Annotated in this window: 20 protein-coding genes; 11 read left to right on the top strand and 9 right to left on the bottom strand. The window is 46.5% G+C overall.

Features of this window, described 5'->3' with window-relative positions; genetic code table 11:
* Positions 1–5: 5 nt before the first annotated feature.
* Together T499_RS0101905 and T499_RS0101910 are read right to left on the bottom strand one after the other, a co-directional pair.
* Entirely contained in the window at positions 6–380 is a 375-nt protein-coding gene (locus tag T499_RS0101905) for a DMT family protein (protein WP_033149528.1), read from the bottom strand.
* A gap of 6 nt (positions 381–386) precedes the next feature.
* Complete coding sequence (locus tag T499_RS0101910; RefSeq protein WP_084162854.1) at positions 387–1,109, bottom strand: TorF family putative porin; 723 nt, start codon at positions 1,107–1,109, stop codon at positions 387–389.
* A gap of 181 nt (positions 1,110–1,290) precedes the next feature.
* On the opposite strand from T499_RS0101910, the gene T499_RS0101915 reads away from it, so the two are divergent.
* The 5 genes from T499_RS0101915 to T499_RS0101935 all read left to right on the top strand — a co-directional run bounded on the left by T499_RS0101915 (position 1,291) and on the right by T499_RS0101935 (position 6,485).
* Complete coding sequence (locus T499_RS0101915) at positions 1,291–2,163, top strand: electron transfer flavoprotein subunit beta/FixA family protein (protein ID WP_013064028.1); 873 nt, start codon at positions 1,291–1,293, stop codon at positions 2,161–2,163.
* A 6-nt stretch (positions 2,164–2,169) separates the two neighbouring features.
* Positions 2,170–3,195 carry an electron transfer flavoprotein subunit alpha/FixB family protein gene (locus T499_RS0101920; RefSeq protein ID WP_033149529.1) on the top strand — a complete coding sequence of 342 codons (1,026 nt, stop codon included), beginning with the start codon at positions 2,170–2,172 and terminating at the stop codon, positions 3,193–3,195.
* Position 3,196: 1 nt separating this feature from the next.
* Complete coding sequence (locus T499_RS0101925; RefSeq protein WP_033149530.1) at positions 3,197–3,385, top strand: hypothetical protein; 189 nt, start codon at positions 3,197–3,199, stop codon at positions 3,383–3,385.
* A 2-nt stretch (positions 3,386–3,387) separates the two neighbouring features.
* Entirely contained in the window at positions 3,388–5,115 is a 1,728-nt protein-coding gene (locus T499_RS0101930; protein WP_033149531.1) for an acyl-CoA dehydrogenase family protein, read from the top strand.
* A gap of 155 nt (positions 5,116–5,270) precedes the next feature.
* On the top strand, positions 5,271–6,485 hold the full coding sequence (locus tag T499_RS0101935; RefSeq protein ID WP_033149532.1) for an alpha/beta hydrolase: 1,215 nt from the start codon (positions 5,271–5,273) through the stop codon (positions 6,483–6,485).
* Here T499_RS0101935 and T499_RS0101940 read toward each other — a convergent pair.
* The 7 genes from T499_RS0101940 to T499_RS0101970 all read right to left on the bottom strand — a co-directional run bounded on the left by T499_RS0101940 (position 6,478) and on the right by T499_RS0101970 (position 12,190).
* Positions 6,478–6,930: a D-Ala-D-Ala carboxypeptidase family metallohydrolase gene (locus T499_RS0101940; protein WP_052173295.1), complete on the bottom strand. Its 453-nt coding sequence runs from the start codon at positions 6,928–6,930 to the stop codon at positions 6,478–6,480. The genes T499_RS0101935 and T499_RS0101940 overlap by 8 nt on opposite strands.
* Positions 6,931–6,998: 68 nt before the next feature.
* Entirely contained in the window at positions 6,999–9,431 is a 2,433-nt protein-coding gene (locus T499_RS14380; protein WP_198021228.1) for a BT4734/BF3469 family protein, read from the bottom strand.
* Between the two features lie 44 nt (positions 9,432–9,475).
* Positions 9,476–9,820, bottom strand: coding sequence for a hypothetical protein (locus tag T499_RS0101950; protein ID WP_033149534.1), 345 nt, complete (start codon positions 9,818–9,820; stop codon positions 9,476–9,478).
* Between the two features lie 7 nt (positions 9,821–9,827).
* The gene (locus tag T499_RS0101955; RefSeq protein ID WP_139294865.1) at positions 9,828–10,163 is read right to left on the bottom strand and encodes a hypothetical protein; all 336 of its coding nucleotides are present in this window, start codon (positions 10,161–10,163) and stop codon (positions 9,828–9,830) included.
* Entirely contained in the window at positions 10,105–10,431 is a 327-nt protein-coding gene (locus tag T499_RS0101960) for a hypothetical protein (protein ID WP_013064224.1), read from the bottom strand. The genes T499_RS0101955 and T499_RS0101960 overlap by 59 nt, the downstream gene beginning before the upstream one ends.
* A 122-nt stretch (positions 10,432–10,553) precedes the next feature.
* Positions 10,554–11,201, bottom strand: coding sequence for a hypothetical protein (locus tag T499_RS0101965; RefSeq protein WP_033149536.1), 648 nt, complete (start codon positions 11,199–11,201; stop codon positions 10,554–10,556).
* Positions 11,202–11,392: 191 nt separating this feature from the next.
* Entirely contained in the window at positions 11,393–12,190 is a 798-nt protein-coding gene (locus T499_RS0101970; RefSeq protein WP_157054470.1) for a hypothetical protein, read from the bottom strand.
* A 545-nt stretch (positions 12,191–12,735) separates the two neighbouring features.
* Here T499_RS0101970 and T499_RS0101975 point away from each other — a divergent pair.
* The 6 genes from T499_RS0101975 (at position 12,736) to T499_RS0101990 (ending at position 16,550) form a co-directional block, all read left to right on the top strand.
* A complete protein-coding gene (locus tag T499_RS0101975) occupies positions 12,736–13,287 on the top strand; it encodes an HU family DNA-binding protein (RefSeq protein ID WP_013063062.1) in 552 nt (183 codons plus the stop codon).
* 69 nt (positions 13,288–13,356) lie between these two features.
* Complete coding sequence (locus T499_RS14560; protein WP_013064575.1) at positions 13,357–13,458, top strand: smalltalk protein; 102 nt, start codon at positions 13,357–13,359, stop codon at positions 13,456–13,458.
* 131 nt (positions 13,459–13,589) lie between these two features.
* Positions 13,590–13,748, top strand: a complete 159-nt coding sequence (locus tag T499_RS14565; protein ID WP_157054471.1) for a hypothetical protein — start codon at positions 13,590–13,592, stop codon at positions 13,746–13,748.
* Positions 13,749–13,992: 244 nt separating this feature from the next.
* Positions 13,993–14,796, top strand: a complete 804-nt coding sequence (locus T499_RS0101980; protein ID WP_033149538.1) for an ADP-ribosylglycohydrolase family protein — start codon at positions 13,993–13,995, stop codon at positions 14,794–14,796.
* Between the two features lie 2 nt (positions 14,797–14,798).
* Positions 14,799–15,806 (top strand): phospholipase D-like domain-containing protein, encoded by a 1,008-nt coding sequence (locus T499_RS0101985; protein ID WP_033149539.1) that lies wholly within the window; start codon positions 14,799–14,801, stop codon positions 15,804–15,806.
* A gap of 204 nt (positions 15,807–16,010) precedes the next feature.
* Positions 16,011–16,550 (top strand): hypothetical protein, encoded by a 540-nt coding sequence (locus tag T499_RS0101990; protein ID WP_033149540.1) that lies wholly within the window; start codon positions 16,011–16,013, stop codon positions 16,548–16,550.
* Positions 16,551–16,562 lie beyond the last annotated feature (12 nt).

The following is a 16,562-nucleotide window of genomic DNA, read 5'->3' on the forward strand; positions in this document are numbered from 1 at the left end:
CTTTCTTACGGTTTCATGAATACAAAGTATACCGCCATCACCAGGCAGAGTGCTGCTGCGGCATGGTTCCAGTGCAGTTGCTCGTGCTGGAAACAGAAGTTGGCAATCACGGCAAATACTACCAGCGATATGCACTCCTGAATCACCTTTAGCTGTACAAGGTTAAACGGACCGCCATTGTCGATAAATCCGATGCGGTTGGCTGGTACCTGACAGCAATACTCGAAAAAGGCAATCATCCATGAAAAGGCAATCACCAGATACAGTGGCCAGTTGCTCGAAATGCCCGACTGTTGCAGGCGCAGATGACCGTACCAGGCGAAGGTCATAAACACATTACTCAATATGAGCAGTACGATGGTGTATATTCCGTTTGTCATAATGTTTTAGAATGCTTTTAACTTAAATCCAAATACAAAATAAGCGTGCTCGCTGGCTGGGTTGCCTGTAATCTGGGCAAACACGGGCAGACTGAAGTGGTCGGTAATTTTGATATCACGATCGGCACGCAGTGTCACATTATTTATAATAAAGCCCTCGGCATCGTAAAAGGTGGTGTAGAAGGGCACGGCACCTATTGTGGCCTGCCACTGGCATCCACCCAGCTTAAAGGGGGCTGTGGCCTCTACATAACTGCTGTAGGCGCGATGATCGCAACAGGTAAAGCCATCGTTACCCGCAATATTGGTGTACCACTGTAATGCCAGCGGACCGAAGTCGTAACCTACGTTGGCCTCAATCACATGGTTGGTAGAGTGTGCATTGTAACGGAAATAGCGGTTCTGCGGGTCAAGACCCTCGTTAAACCAGTAATCGCCAATGCCGAAGTTAAATCCGCCGGTGGTGTATTTCAAGGCCACGTCAAACTCGCGTGTGTCGTTGCTGTCAGTCAGTCCTACGCTGCCCCATGCTTCGAGTGTTAATCCCTTGTAACTCACGGCCAGTGTGGGCTGTAGCGATACATGTCCCAAGTCCATACCACGCCAGATATACTGACTTACCACGTCGGCCTCTACTGTTGTTTCTACCTTGTCCTGCGCTTGGATGGTAGCGTTGCCAAAAAGACACGCAAAAGCAATAAATATGTACTTTTTCATCTCAATATTCATTTTTCGGCTGCAAAATTACAACATTTTGGCATAATTAAGCAAACTTTCGTACTTATTTAATTGCACAAATTGCTCGATTTGTGCACATTCGGCGTATTTTTGTGCATTTTATTTGGCTGTATGCTCAAAAAAGTGTATTTTTGCAGCCGATTTTGAAATTTCATTCACATTATTAATAAATATGGCTTTAAAGATTGTTGTGCTGGCCAAGCAAGTGCCAGACACCCGAAATGTGGGTAAGGATGCAATGACTGCCGAAGGCACCGTAAACCGTGCAGCCCTTCCCGCCATCTTCAATCCAGAAGATTTGAATGCCCTGGAGCAGGCCCTTCGCCTGAAGGAGCAGAACCCAGGCTCAACAGTAGGAATCCTCACGATGGGTCCTCCACGTGCAGGTGAGATTATCCGTCAGGGATTATATCGTGGCGCTGATACTGGTTGGTTGCTTACCGACCGTCTCTTCGCTGGTGCTGATACCCTCGCTACTTCTTACGCATTGGCTACTGCCATCAAGAAGATTGGCGATGTTGACATCGTTATCGGTGGTCGTCAGGCTATCGATGGTGATACCGCTCAGGTAGGTCCTCAGGTGGCTCAGAAGCTGGGTCTCAACCAGGTAACTTACGCTGAGGAGGTTCTCTCAGTAAAGGATGGTAAGGCTACCATCAAGCGTGTGATCGACGGTGGTGTTGAGACTGTTGAGGCTCCTCTGCCTGTTGTAATCACTGTTAACGGAAGTGCTGCTCCTTGTCGTCCCCAGAACGCTAAGCTGGTGATGAAGTACAAGCGCGCTACCTGTCCTATGGAGCGTCCTGCCGAGGGTACTGCCTACGACTATCTGTACGAGCAGCGCCCTGAGCTCACACTCAACCAGTGGAGCGTGGCCGACGTGGATGGCGATGTAAACCAGTGCGGTTTGAGTGGCTCACCTACCAAGGTTAAGGCCATCAAGAACATCGTGTTCCAGGCTAAGGAGTCGAAGACTTTGACGGCTTCTGATGCTGATATCGAGGGAATGATCAAAGAATTGTTGGACGAGAAAATCATTGGATAACGAGATATGGCTAATAACGTATTTGTATATTGCGAAATTGAAGGTACTCAGGTACAGGAAGTATCTCAGGAGCTGCTGACCAAGGGTCGCAAGCTCGCCAATGAACTGAACGTAGAGCTCCACGCCATTGTTGCCGGTACAGGCATCAAGGGCAAGGTCGAGGATCAGATTCTGCCTTACGGTGTTGACAAGCTGTTTGTTTTCGACGCTAAGGACCTGTTCCCTTACACCTCAGCTCCCCACACTGATATTCTGGTTAACCTCTTCAAGGAGGAGCAGCCACAGATCTGCCTGATGGGTGCTACCGTTATCGGTCGCGACCTCGGTCCACGTGTATCGTCTTCACTGACCTCTGGTCTGACTGCCGACTGCACAGAGCTGGAGATTGGTCCTTTCGAGGATAAGAAAGCTGGTAAGACCTACGAGAATCTGCTTTATCAGATTCGTCCTGCTTTCGGTGGTAACATCGTAGCTACCATCGTAAACCCCGACCACCGTCCACAGATGGCTACAGTACGCTCAGGCGTCATGCAGAAGGCTCTGTACGATGGCGAGTGCAAGAAGGAGGTTGTTTATCCTGAGGTAAGCAAGTATGTTAGCCCCGAGGCTTTCGTAGTAAAGGTTCTGGATCACCACGTAGAGGCTGCTAAGCACAACCTGAAGGGCGCTCCTATCGTTGTTGCTGGTGGTTATGGTGTTGGCTCTAAGGAGAACTTCGACATGCTGTTCGAGCTCGCTAAGGTGCTGCATGGTGAGGTTGGTGGTTCTCGTGCCGCTGTAGATGCGGGCTGGTTGGACCACGACCGTCAGATTGGTCAGACAGGTGTTACCGTTCATCCAAAGGTTTACATCGCCTGTGGTATTTCTGGACAGATTCAGCACATCGCTGGTATGCAGGATTCTGGTATCATCATCTCTGTAAACAGCGATCCCGATGCACCTATCAACAAGATTGCCGACTACGTAATCGTTGGCACCGTTGAGGAGGTTGTACCTAAACTGATCAAGTACTACAAGCAGAACTCAAAGTAAGATGAAAGCTTTAGATTATTTCCTCATTCTCTGTACCATCGTACTGCTCGGTATATCGTATTATCTGATGACAATCGACCAGCATGCAGGTGCTGCGATAGTAAACATCGGCGCTTATGCTTGCGGTATCCCTGTTGGTGCAAGAATAGGAGGTAGAATATATAAGAAGAATCAAGAAAACAAAGAATAATTATGGCAAACTATTATAGCGATCATCCTGAGATCGGGTTCTACTTGAACCACCCCCTGATGGCTCGTATCGTTGAGCTGAAGGAAAAAGGCTTTGCTGATGCAAAGGAATATGACTATGCTCCCGTTGACTTGGGCGATGCCATCGAGAACTACAAGCAGATTCTCGACATCACTGGCGACGTGGCTGCCAATATCATCGAGCCAAACTCTGAGAGCGTCGACCTCGAAGGTCCACACCTCGAGAATGGTCGTATGATCTACGCCTCTAAGACTTACGAGAACCTCGACGCCACCCGTAAGGCTGGTCTGTGGGGTGTAAGTATGCCTCGCCGTTACGGCGGTCTGAACCTGCCTAACGCAGTGTTCTCTATGCTCTCTGAGATGATTTCTTCAGCCGATGCCGGTTTCCAGAACATCTGGAGCCTGCAGAGCTGTATCGATACCCTCTATGAGTTCGGTAGCGAGGAGCAGCGTCAGAAGTACATCCCCCGCGTTTGCGCTGGTGAGGGTATGAGTATGGACCTGACCGAGCCTGATGCTGGTTCCGACCTGCAGCGTGTGATGCTGAAGGCCACCTTCGACGAGAAGGAGAACTGCTGGCGCCTGAATGGTGTGAAGCGCTTCATCACCAACGGTGATAGCGACATCCACCTCGTGCTGGCTCGTTCTGAGGAGGGCACCAAGGACGGACGTGGTCTGTCAATGTTCATCTACGACAAGCGCCAGGGCGGTGTTGATGTTCGTCACATCGAGCACAAGCTGGGTATCCACGGCTCACCTACCTGTGAGCTCACCTATAAGAACGCTAAGGCCGAGCTCTGCGGTAGCACACGTCTGGGTCTGATCAAGTATGTGATGGCTCTGATGAACGGTGCCCGTCTGGGTATCGCTGCACAGAGTGTAGGTGTTGAGCAGGAGGCTTACAACGAGGGTCTGGCTTACGCAAAGGAGCGTCAGCAGTTCGGTGATAAGATCATCAACTTCCCCGCTGTTTACGATATGCTCTCTCGCATGAAGGCTAAGCTCGATGCTGGTCGTTCACTGCTGTACGAGACAGCCGCTTACGTTGATATCTACAAGTGCTTGGAGGATATCGAGCGCGACCGCAAGCTTACTCCCGAGGAGAAGCAGGAGCTCAAGAAGTACCAGCGCCTGGCCGATGCATTCACACCACTGGCCAAGGGTATGAACTCAGAGTACGCCAACCAGAACGCTTACGATGCTATCAGCATCCACGGTGGTTCAGGTTTCATCATGGAGTACAAGAGCCAGCGCCTGTTCCGCGACGCACGTATCTTCTCTATCTACGAGGGTACCACCCAGTTGCAGGTTGTAGCTGCTATCCGCTACATCACCAACGGCACTATGCTCAACAACATCAAGGACATGCTGGCTGCACTGCCTGCTGAGGCTAACGCTGCCCTCAAGGCCCGTGTCGAGAAGCTCATCCCTGTTTACGAGGAGGCTCTCGCCGCTGTTAAGGCTCTCGACAATCAGGATGCTCACGACTTCCTGGCTCGTCGTCTCTACGACATGACAGCCGAGCTCGTGATGTGTCTGCTCATCCTCCGCGATGCTGCTAAGGCTCCTGAGCTGTTCGCTAAGAGCGCTAACGTATATGTTCGCATGGCCGAAGAGGATATTCTTGGTAAGGCTGCTTACATCAAGGCCTTCCAGGTTGAGGACCTCGAGAACTTCAAGGCTAACGACGAGGAGACTGCCGAGTAAGCAATCCCTAAACACTATTATAAATAGAGCATCCTGCATAAGGGTGCTCTTTTTTATTTGTTAATCTTCATTAACTATCGCAGGCGGCATTTTACTTTTTGCCCTCTCGGGTGTCAAACAAGTAACATAATAAACCTAACAATTGTTATAAATATATGAAGAAAACTCTTTTATTAATGGCAGCTTTCGTGGCTGTATCGGCAAGTGCCCAAGTAACTGAAGACTTTAAGCCTGCAAGTACTAATCAGGAGGGAAAACAGTATCCCATGGTAAATTCACAGCGCATGGTTCGCGCTCAGATTTCGGCCCCCGAGGCTAATAGCGTAAAGCTCGACATCGGTGGTGTGAAGTACGAGATGAAGAAGGATGCTAACGGTGTGTGGACTGGTGAGTCGGCTCCACAGGACGAGGGCTTCCACTACTATCAGCTCAACATCGATGGTGCCTCAGTACCCGATCCAGGCAGCAAATACTATTACGGTGCCAGCCGTTGGGGTAGCGGTATCGATATCCCTGCCGCCGACGAAGACTTCTATACCGTCAAGAACGTGCCTCAGGGCTCTGTCAACGAGGTTTACTACTATTCATCAGTAACCCAGCAGATGCGCCACGGCTATATCTATCTGCCCGCCGAGTATTATGCCAACCCCACTAAGAAGTTCCCCGTACTCTACCTGCAGCATGGTATGGGCGAGAACGAGACAGGATGGAGCGCACAAGGTAAGACAGGTATCATTATGGATAACCTCATTGCCGCTGGCAAGGCTAAACCTTTCATCATCTTTATGGACAATGGTTTGAATGCCCGCAAGCCAGGCGAGCAGCCTATGGGCTTTGGTGGTCCACGTCCAGGCGGTCAGCGTCCACAGGGTGGAGCACGTCCAGCAGGTGGTCAGCGCCCACGCATGAGCGGTGCCGACTTTGCTAAGATGGCCCGCCGCATGGGTGGTGCATTCGAAGAGGTGCTCATTAAGGATATCATCCCTATGGTTGAGAAGAACTACCGTGTGATTGCCGATGCCGATCATCGCGCCATGGCAGGTTTGTCGATGGGTGGCATGCAGACCCACGGCATCACACTCAACAATCCTAAGACCTTTGCTTATGTAGGTATCTTCAGTGGTGGTACCATTGGTGCCGACGAACTCACCGACGTACCCGATTTCAAGGCAACCAACAAGGTGCTGTTTATGAGTGCCGGTGGTAAGGAGAAGGGCATGGCCGAAGGCGAGGGTAGCGTCATCAACGCCGCCGAGGGCCTGAAGAAAATTGGCATTAACGCCCACTCATACATCTCACCCGAGACCGCCCATGAGTGGCAAACCTGGCGCCGCAGCCTCTACCAGTTCGCCCAGTTGCTGTTTAAGTAATTATAAACAGCACTTTTCTACGATTATCCTTGGGGCGTACTGCCAAGTGCAACCATACGGCCCCATAACGATTCCTCTCAATCAGCAGTTCATCAAACTGCTGATTGTTTTTGTTGGCATAGTCTATCAATATGGCTGCATACTGTATGGCCTGTTCGTAGCCCGATGTGCGTATATCCACCGCGCACCCCGTTAGATGGTTCGAGTTTGCCGCCCCGCCAACCTTCCTATTCAATTGCGGCGATCGATAGCCTGAGTTGATGATGATAGGTTGCAAGGCCCTTTCTCGCAAAAACTCAAGCCATTGGCAGAGCTTGGTGAGGTTCGCTATCGCCTCGTGACTGGGGATGTTATACACCTCAGGATACTTGCTCCTGGTAAACTCCCCGAGCACAAAATGCTCGGAGAGTTTGGCATTACTATTAAGCTGCACTATAGATTCCATAATCTTTAATGTTTAATGTTTAATCTTTAATGTAAATGTTTAATGTAAATGTTACTGTGATACTGCGATTAACACATGGCACCAACCTTTCTGTAGATGGCTTTGGTGGTGCCGTTGTCGACAAACTCGTCTGTCTTTTCTATCAGATGGTCTTTCATCAGACGGCTGATCTTTACACGTGCCACCGTGGGGTTCGAGATGGCAAAGCAAGTCATCACGTCGTCAACCGCAAACTCCTCGGGTAATCGGTTAAACCCATCGTACGTTTTCTGTCTTCGGTGGGTGGTAGTTAAAACATCGCGTTGCTGGTCGTCGAAGTATTTCTCAGCCATAGCCAGAAAGAAGTGGCGCTGACAGGCGTACTGTATGTTGACGATTAGCTCAGCCAACTTCCAATCCACCTCGTCGGTCTCAAACTCTCCGCAGTAGTAGGCACCATCCTGATGCATCTGTTCCCAATGGCGCATCACAATAAACGGGGCGGCAAAGTTTAGTCCGTGGTAGGCACAACGCTTCAGCAGCATCTCTTCGGCTTTCGAGTTGTTCTCCTTGGCATCGGCCATGCGACGTGCCGTCCAGTCGTACAGCTCATCCACAATCTTCTCTACACTCAGCACACCCTTCATACGGTCCAACTTCTCACCCCATTCCTTTAGTCGATGGTCGCTCTCACGGTCAACCACGCTTTCGCGGGTCATCATCTCAAAGTTAGTGGGAGGCAAGGGGATACAGGTTAATCGTGTGGCCAATCCCGATCCAAAGTTGCGTTCGTTTATTTTTGCCTTCAGGGCCAGTGGCGTGCCGGTATATATAAAGTTCCAGGTTACGCAGAAGTTCTCAATCACCGAGTCCATGTTCGAATAAGCCTGACCGTCCTCCTCGTTGTGGAAAGCTTTCAACTCCAGCGATTGCTTGTCAATCCAACTACCACCTTTCTGAATCGAGAGGGTATTGTCCAGCTCAGTATCAAAAGTGAGCATGTGCAACTGCATGGGCTCGCCATCCACCTCTTCAACCGCATTCACCATGTCCTGAATAAACTGGGCATTACTGGTGCGGGCAGGATGCACACGTACCACCACTTTGGGTTTCTTCGGTTTCTCCTTGTTGGCACCCTTGGTTTTCATCTGTTCGCGATAAGCGTTGATGGCATCCTTACCTATACGGTCGGCGGCGATAATCGGAGCTATCAGCAGTTTGTACAATCGGGTAGCAAAACTCTTTCCGCTGGCAGGATCGCCAATCACCATCACCTCGCAGTTCAGGCGTCGCAATTCTTCTGGTCGATGATAAAAGCTGTATCGGCATCGCGTCATCAACGTCATCATAAATCCACCACTCACAAACAAGGCCGAGGCATACTGGTTGCGTTTCAATCCCTTGCAAATGTCGCGCAGTATCGGGAAGTCGTCAAACAGCCCCTCAATCTGCTCGCCCCAATCCCACAGCCATTGGTCGATATCGTGTTCTGATTGTTCAGACGGATTCTTATTCTCCTCCAGCACACTCCGCATGGCTTTTGAAAGACCTTTTGGCGTTTCCTTGCAGGCACTCTCCACAATGCTGCGAACCTCCTCTTCGCTCAGTCCCAATCGTGGCATAATCTCCATCAACAACTGTCGGTTGTTATCGCAAATCGCCCTCAAGCTCACCGCCAACTGGTACAGTTTTACATTCCTTTCGCCCTCCTGTGGCACCCCTCCATTCTGCCGCCACCACTCATCAATAATATCCGAATACGCAACCCCTTTGAAAGATTTTTCTGTGACTGGCGTGACTAGGGACGGTGTGACTGGGGACTGGTACCTGTCACAGGATGTGACTGGGCCCTGTCCCTTGTCACGCCCCGCGCGGCCGGTGGTTGCTAAATCCTCTCTCGTAGCCTGGCTATGACCGTCTCGATATAGAGCAGTATATCGCTCAGCAAATTCCTTGTTCTCATACGTAAAAAGTTCTTTGTTTAAATACAAAATATCCGATTCCTTACAGATGAAGCTCATACGACTGGCATCCTTGCAACTCTCATCAACCTCCACCCCAAGCACCTTTGCCATGGCATGCTGGTTGTCGATGAGGTTGCCTACTGCCACATCAGCTTTAAACACAACTTTCAGCCCTTTTCCGCTAGGCGTTATATACACCAAAAGTATTCTCCCAGCCGCGTCTTTATTTATAAAGCCGTGTTCATCCGTGCCTAATCCCCATTGGTCGAATACCTCACGAGGTTTTTCGACGTGATCCACGTCCATCACCACTAATCCCGTTAACTGCGTGGCACTCTGTTTGCGCCAGGCACCAGCTTTGCCCGCTTTCGATGTGGTCTCGTCGAACGTAGCCTGGAAGATAAACGCAGGCAGTTTTCGCTTCAACGCAGCGTCGCCAGTTTCACGATACTTATCAATGTTCTCGTTCCATTTTTCTGCCTTGACGAGGGCCCAGAACTGGGCCTCGTCAACCGGCAACGTCGGATTACTAAAGTTCTTCTGATAACAAAATCCCATAATTAATTTTCAATGTTCAATGTTCAATGTTCAATGGTCAATGTCTAGCAGAACTCTTTGAGTTCTAAATCAATCAGCGCATCGTTGGCCTGGGCTACATGGTCGTTAAAGATGGCTATGGTTTGCGCTGTTCCCAACGCCTGTGGCACACTCAGTCGCAGAATGTTGTTGCGAATACTCTGTTTAAGTGCTCCCCATGGCAGTTTCTTAATCAGTTTGGGTTTGGTTCGCTGGTAGTAGCCAGGCTGATACTTGGCCAGGTTGTAAGGCTTGAACGTCAGATGGTGTGTGTGCTTGTCGATAAACATAACGCCCTCAATGGTAAGGCCTCTCGATGCACGGTTCATAACTACGGTGATGTCCTGAATGTTGATAAGTTTCTTTTTCATAAGTTAGTTAAAAATCGATGTTATAAGTTTTATGTTCTTTTAAATAGTTATTTCGCATCTCTTCGATCGGGGTGGGGGTGATGTTGTAACCTTGGGCTATCCACCTTTGCTCGTCCTGTGCTATCTCCATGGCATAGCGCAGATAGGGTTTGGTATGAATGTTGCCATATGGTGTACCGGCATTCCTCAGGGCTTGGGTCATGCGCCATTTGTTGCAGTAACCTTTCTCGTTGTTACGGAACAGGGTACAGATGCGGTTGCCCTCACCATCGTACATCTTCCACTTACATGAGATACAGCCCTTCTTGACCGTTATTCCCCTTTTGTTCTTCTTTGCTTTCATGCAGCGCGTTCTTTAAATTAAACACTTGTGATTTCAGTTCGTTTACCTCTTTCTGTAGCTTGCGCTCCAGACTTCCATCGCCCATAGCCTTCAGTATCGCATCGCGTCCATACTTGGTGGTCGGACTCTTTCGTCCCAATCCCACGTGAATGCAAACACCCTTTACCAGATCTAACGTGTTAAAGTATAAATACTCCTTCTCGTTTACTGTCAACGCATAGCCGTTGGGCTTGGTTGTAACCGTGATTTTTTCTTCAATTTTTCTCATACTTGTTCGCTTTAATTTCTTTTTGACGATGCAAAGATATGATGAAATAAATAGGTGGTGGGGCTGATGCGTCAGTGCGTCAGAATCGCGTCGTTATTTGCGTCGATGGGCGATAAACAGCGTCAGTTCTGCGTCAGAATCTGTTGCATCAGTAGGTTCCAATAGGTGTCGCAAAGTTCGGCCCATGGGTTATTATCCATGTCGTAGTAAGCTTCCAATCGGTCTTTGTAGGCCACACATCTACCAAAGTTACTCAGTGTGCGTTCGCCTATCTGTAGCTCCCCGGGCCACCAGTCGCGGGTAAGGTTCATCATCAGTCGTGTAAATCGGGTTTTGCTTATTCGTCCATTCAGCCTGTCCTTGATTACCAGGTAGATACCCGCCCAATCGGTTTTCGAGCAGAATAGGTTGCGGTGATTGGTTAGCAGTAGCTTCAGACTGTTGGTTACTACCAGTTCCCGACCTTCCTGGTTCATGGCTTTGTATAGCTTTCTTGCCACATCGGCGTGATGGGTTTGGTTGCAGGTAGTGTCCTGTCCCATCTCCTTGGCTATGGGGATAGGTACCACGTGGTAATAATCACGTATCTCGTTTACCTTATATATATAGTTGCGGATACCATGGTTAAGGCCATGCGCCATCAACGAAAATAGATAAGGCTTAGCCGATTCGTAACATCCTGCTGTTTTAGCCATGCTAATCAGCAGGTCTTCGGGGATAGTAGCCCCGTCGTGCCAAATGTACTGCACTTCATTGTTGTTCTGCTTCATTGTTGTTAAAGTTTAAGAAACAGAATGGGCCCATGCCTGTCTCAGGTTTTTAATTATTGTTGTGCTCAGCGGCCGCAAAAATATAGCATCCGGCTGATATGAGCAAATAAAAAAACTGATTATTTCGGCCGAGTGCCGATTTGACCAGAATAGTTGTGATAAGTTCAGAAAAGTTAAACGTTTTGGGGTGTTTAGATGGCTGACTCCTTTATTTGTTTGAATCTGATGTAGGCGTTTTTGTAGAGTTCGTATTTCTTGTATCCGTTATAATTCGGGTTGGTATAAGTGCTATACTGCTCTTTTGATACCAGATGACCACAGTTAAACACCGTAATAAAATCGTTGTAGCTTGGTTTTACTATCACCCCCGCATCCATAGCCGCTCGTAGCCCGCACATCAGCGCTTTCCGATCATTTCTGCCTTTGGTAAGTTCGTAGAGCAACGATATAACCATGCTGGCTTTGCGTTGGTCGGTTAAGGCGCTGGTAAACAGTTGTGCTGCTAATAGGGCATTCTCGTCATACTCATGTTTCATCGCGTCGCATGTACCAAACTGAAGGTTGAGTGAGTCTTCAAGTTGCTGGTTGATAATAGCACAAGCCGACATCAGGGCAAAGTTATCGGTTTGCTTGATGAAGTTGTAATCAGAACCTATAAATAATTGATGACTCGACAGACTATGGTTAAGCCCTCTGCACAGTATCTTCACCACGTCTTCAACCCTATCAAATGCACGCTCGTTATCCTCAACATAGAAACAAGTACCATCCTTTCTACTGACTATGACGATAACTGTAAAGAACCGGTCTTCCCAAGGCCGCTTTCTCCAGAATTCTTCATCATCACTATCTACGTATCTATTTGCTAGTTTAAGTACGGCTATGCCATCCTTGGGTTGGTATATGTATTTGTGCGAATAGATGTGGTTGCCGCTTTTGTCAGTGAATAGTAATTTTTTGTTTTGTCGTAGGAAGTCATCTCGCGTCACTGTCGCCAGGACTTCCTGTGGTTGAAACCCATCGGGCTGGGCGTACCATTTCTCGCTGCTTGCTATCCTGAATGGGCATATGTAATATTCCATATTGCAAAGGTATTGCAAAATTCTTAGATATACAAGATTTATGCGCAATTTTTGTTCTGATGTATCTGTTTCCACGCAGTATCACAGTAACATTACGATACTGCGAGTAGGTTAGGCGGCGATAGGTGGTAATATATATAATTATAGTATTATAAATATTATATATATTTAATATATATAATATTCAATATAGCCAGTTTTTCTGCAGAACAGGCAAAATCGGTTATGTTACTGTGATACTGCGTGCCTGGAACGAGGTGGCACTTATCTCATCGATATCCGTTAGATCGTAAATCACGAAGTTACGGATTGTGAACGATGAAGTGGTAGCTGATTTTTGTTAACACTGTTTAACTAAGTGGAAGCCAAAAAAGTTTGTAGATTACATTCTATAGTAGTACCTTTGCATCGTCAAACTTAATAATTAACCCATTTAAAACCTTTTACACATTATGGCAAAGATCTTTTATCTGTTGAAGCAAAACAACATCAAGAATTCCAAGATTTTCGGTAAGTGGTTTGCCCACAGCAAGACCGTCGAGACGCTGAACACTCGTAAGATGGCCAACCACATCGCCGAGCACGGCAGTATCTACACTCCCGACGTGGTGTTCGGAGTGCTGGAGAAGTTCCGTAGTTGTCTGTTGGAGATGCTCCTGAACTCCAAGCGCGTCAAGATCGACGGTCTGGGCATCTTCTTTACCACCTTGGAGAACGAGAAGGGTGGTGCTCTGAAGAAGGAGGACTTTTCACCTCAGAAGAACCTGAAGGCCCTCCACATCCGATTCCTGCCCGATCAGGAGGCCGAGACCAACATCTCAAGCCGTGAGTTCATCAAGAAGGCCGAGTTTGTAAATGCCGAGGCGTTTGCTGGCCAGCTTATCGAGGATGATAAGCCAGGTAATACCGGTGGCGGCACTCAGGGTGGCAATACCGGTGGCGGTGGAAACACTGGCGGTGGCGGTAATACCGGCGGCGGTGGCCACGAGCCCATTGGCGACTAATGGTTGGGGCACAAGCCCCACCATTTTTACCATGAAACACAAAGTATTAACCATATAACCTAAATCATTATGACAAAGAAAGAAACACTGAAGTTCATCGTCCAGATGATTGCATCCATCGCCACAGCCATCGTAACCGCCCTCGGCGCCACCAGCTGTGTAGGATCGTAGAGCATCCACCCCCAAGTATCAAATCGCAATAGGCCAAAAACCTGTTGCGATTTTTTTTGTGCCTTTTTTCAAAATTTGTTGCAAAGTTCAAATAATCTTTCTATATTTGCAGTCAGAAAGATATAATAGATATGGAGGGGAGATATTTCAGCAATGGACCATTTTCAGAAGAAGAGGCTATTGCAAGAATCGACAGATTTGAGGAGAGATTGGAGAAAGGAGAGGTTAAATGGGTTACTTCTGAAGAGGTAACAAATCATCTTTACGAGAAGTTTCCATGGCTAAAGTAGTTTGGGAAGAAGAAACAGAAGATACTGTATATATTGTAGATGTTTGGGATACCAGAATGAATCCTCGAACACTTATTCGAAGAATAAAATAAGGTTAATCATTCCATTATATACACACCATCACTCCTCATCGTGTGATGGTGTTTTTCTTTTCCACAAGCCTTGTGAAATCAACTTTTTTCGATTAAAATCTATTCTATTCTGGAAAAAGTTGTATATTTGCACTGTTGATAACTAAGGGCTTATGAAGAATTATCTGATTAGCGAGGCTATAGGCGATATTGCGGGTAGTGCTTACGAAGGTAGATCACTCCGCATAAAGGATTATGATAAGGTGAAGTTGTTCAGTTCGAGGGCACACTTCACCGATGATACCGTGCTTACCTTTGCTTGTGCAGAAGCCTTTATCGATAATTTGGATATGACGATGAATCTTTGGAAATGTGCTAACGAACATCGCCATGCAGGTTTTGGTAGCAAGTTCAAACTCTGGATGGCTAGTCACAAACCACAACCCTATCGTAGTCTTGGCAATGGTTCCGCTATGCGGTGCTCATCAGCAGGCTGGTTAGCCAAAACAGAAGAAGAGTGCATTAAGATGGCTACAGCAACAGCCATCCCAACCCACAACCATCCAGAAGGTATAAAAGGTGCAATAGCTACGGCTCTCACTATTTTCCATCTAAAGAGTGGCAAGGATAAAGACTTTGTTCGCGAACATCTGTTGAATAAGTATTATCCCGACTGGGCCAATCGGAAGTATGCAGATTTCCACGATGGATACACCTTCAACTCCACCTGTGCCGGTACCGTTGGTCCTGCTATGATTTGTTTTCTGGAATCCAAGGATTATGTCGACTGTATCAAACTTGCCATCTCTTTAGGAGGTGACTCTGACACCCTCGCCGCCATCGCAGGCCCCATGGCCTATGCCTATTACAAGAAAATGCCAGATGCATTAGTATACCAAGCCCTAAAGAACCTCCCCGATTGGATGGTAGAGGTTAGTGAGAGGTTTGATGATGTTGTAAATTCAAACAATATATAACGATGATATATGCATATTTCTCCCAGATAAAACTAACAATCACAAAATTCATTGAAATGTCAAACTCGGAGATATCGATTGCTGTCGCCTGGTTTACTCATCGTGATTTGTTTGACGCATTGCTGCTTGCTTTAGACCGGGGTGTAAAAGTGTCGGTTATAATAGTAGAGGACATCATAAATTGTGGTCCAAACGGATTGGACTTTTCTTCTTTTATTGCAAAAGGAGGGTCGCTCAGATTTATGAATACCCGAAAGATTCTGATGCATAACAAATTCTGTATATTTGATAATAAAGTCTTAGTGACAGGTTCATATAATTGGACTTACTCTGCTGAAGCTCGGAATGCAGAGAATATTATTGTTACAAATGATGAAAATGTCTGCTCTGCATTCCTTGAACAGTTTGTAAAAATACGTGAGGAATTGCCTGTCGTTACTAATTTTTGCCATATGAAATTCGAAGATGTTTCTTCCGAAAATTTCTTCAACTGCTTTGATTTTTTACATGAAGAGTATGAATCAATGGATCATACCCGGATAAAAAAGCCTTTGTCAGTTACTGATGTAGATAATATCAGGAAAGATTTCTCAATAACAAAGCTTAATACGGTAGTTGTTAATACGAAACGTACTAAACCTGTTCTGAAAGCAAATATTGGGATGAGATGTCGAATAAATGGAATAGACGATAAAACATTGAATATAATCAAACAAGGGCAGGAACTTCCATATACCAAAAAAGTAGAAACATATACTGTAATCGATAATCAGACAAGCATAATTTGTGATGTAGTATATGGTAATTCAGATGAAGCAAACGAGAATGAACCCTTAGTTAAAATACCAATGAATAACTTACCCAAGGGGAAAGCAGGCGAAGTAAAGTTTCAAACTAGAATAACTATTGATACGAATGGATATATGAGCGTAGAATATGTATGCTTAAATACGGGTGTTTCATTAAGTAGTCTACCATACAATGCATCTAGTAAAATAGATTACCTATGACTCTAAAGCTTTATTCATTAATTATCAATTTAAGGACGCAAACATAGAGTTCGCTTCAATTACATAATTTAGCGTCAAATTAGATAATAATATGCCAACAAACAAGAATGCACTAATAAGATACAAGTACTTGGAAAGATTATTATATGACCATCAATATATGAATAATTTAGTTTTTTTGTAAACGTAATCAATACAGGCGATATGAAAAAGTATATAATTGGATTAATTGCATTGGCGGGCATTATATTGATGATGATGTATTGGTATAAGGAGAGCCATCAGGTGAGAATACCAAGGTATCGTGAGGTAAAGATGATTACCTGGGAGAAGTTGGATACGTTTGTGTTAAGCAATCCGACTTTTAAGGTGGTGTATCCTGATAATTTTGTGCCAGATAGTTCGCTTCTGAATAACCGTAACATGAGGTTTGACTACTCGTTTGCTGGGTGTGAAGTGTTCTTGAAATGCTTCTCTTATCCGAATGATGCCCATATGGATGATAGTGCGGCGGTAGAGTTTTCTGTGGGCTTAAGAAAGATACATGAGGACTCGATAACTATGATAGATAAACATCCGGGTTACTTTTATCTGGAAGGAATGGATAGATATTATAAATTCTACGAGCAATACGTAGTAGATAAAGATTATATCTATGTGCTGGGATTGTTCTATTCGCCTGGACTTGGGGAAGAAAAGGTAAAAAACCTAAAGGCACTTGTACATGAGTGGAGCCCTAAATAAGAAACGTCGCAG

The sequence above is a fragment of the Prevotella sp. RM4 genome (assembly GCF_000701965.1).
Classification (GTDB): Bacteria; Bacteroidota; Bacteroidia; order Bacteroidales; family Bacteroidaceae; genus Prevotella; species Prevotella ruminicola.

Coding starts and splice junctions, on each gene's coding strand:
- T499_RS0101905 (WP_033149528.1), bottom strand. CDS start 380: ATGACAAACGGAATATACACCATCGTACTGCTCATATTGAGTAATGTG.
- T499_RS0101910 (WP_084162854.1), bottom strand. CDS start 1,109: ATGAATATTGAGATGAAAAAGTACATATTTATTGCTTTTGCGTGTCTT.
- T499_RS0101915 (WP_013064028.1), top strand. CDS start 1,291: ATGGCTTTAAAGATTGTTGTGCTGGCCAAGCAAGTGCCAGACACCCGA.
- T499_RS0101920 (WP_033149529.1), top strand. CDS start 2,170: ATGGCTAATAACGTATTTGTATATTGCGAAATTGAAGGTACTCAGGTA.
- T499_RS0101925 (WP_033149530.1), top strand. CDS start 3,197: ATGAAAGCTTTAGATTATTTCCTCATTCTCTGTACCATCGTACTGCTC.
- T499_RS0101930 (WP_033149531.1), top strand. CDS start 3,388: ATGGCAAACTATTATAGCGATCATCCTGAGATCGGGTTCTACTTGAAC.
- T499_RS0101935 (WP_033149532.1), top strand. CDS start 5,271: ATGAAGAAAACTCTTTTATTAATGGCAGCTTTCGTGGCTGTATCGGCA.
- T499_RS0101940 (WP_052173295.1), bottom strand. CDS start 6,930: ATGGAATCTATAGTGCAGCTTAATAGTAATGCCAAACTCTCCGAGCAT.
- T499_RS14380 (WP_198021228.1), bottom strand. CDS start 9,431: ATGGGATTTTGTTATCAGAAGAACTTTAGTAATCCGACGTTGCCGGTT.
- T499_RS0101950 (WP_033149534.1), bottom strand. CDS start 9,820: ATGAAAAAGAAACTTATCAACATTCAGGACATCACCGTAGTTATGAAC.
- T499_RS0101955 (WP_139294865.1), bottom strand. CDS start 10,163: ATGAAAGCAAAGAAGAACAAAAGGGGAATAACGGTCAAGAAGGGCTGT.
- T499_RS0101960 (WP_013064224.1), bottom strand. CDS start 10,431: ATGAGAAAAATTGAAGAAAAAATCACGGTTACAACCAAGCCCAACGGC.
- T499_RS0101965 (WP_033149536.1), bottom strand. CDS start 11,201: ATGAAGCAGAACAACAATGAAGTGCAGTACATTTGGCACGACGGGGCT.
- T499_RS0101975 (WP_013063062.1), top strand. CDS start 12,736: ATGGCAAAGATCTTTTATCTGTTGAAGCAAAACAACATCAAGAATTCC.
- T499_RS14560 (WP_013064575.1), top strand. CDS start 13,357: ATGACAAAGAAAGAAACACTGAAGTTCATCGTCCAGATGATTGCATCC.
- T499_RS14565 (WP_157054471.1), top strand. CDS start 13,590: ATGGAGGGGAGATATTTCAGCAATGGACCATTTTCAGAAGAAGAGGCT.
- T499_RS0101980 (WP_033149538.1), top strand. CDS start 13,993: ATGAAGAATTATCTGATTAGCGAGGCTATAGGCGATATTGCGGGTAGT.
- T499_RS0101985 (WP_033149539.1), top strand. CDS start 14,799: ATGATATATGCATATTTCTCCCAGATAAAACTAACAATCACAAAATTC.
- T499_RS0101990 (WP_033149540.1), top strand. CDS start 16,011: ATGAAAAAGTATATAATTGGATTAATTGCATTGGCGGGCATTATATTG.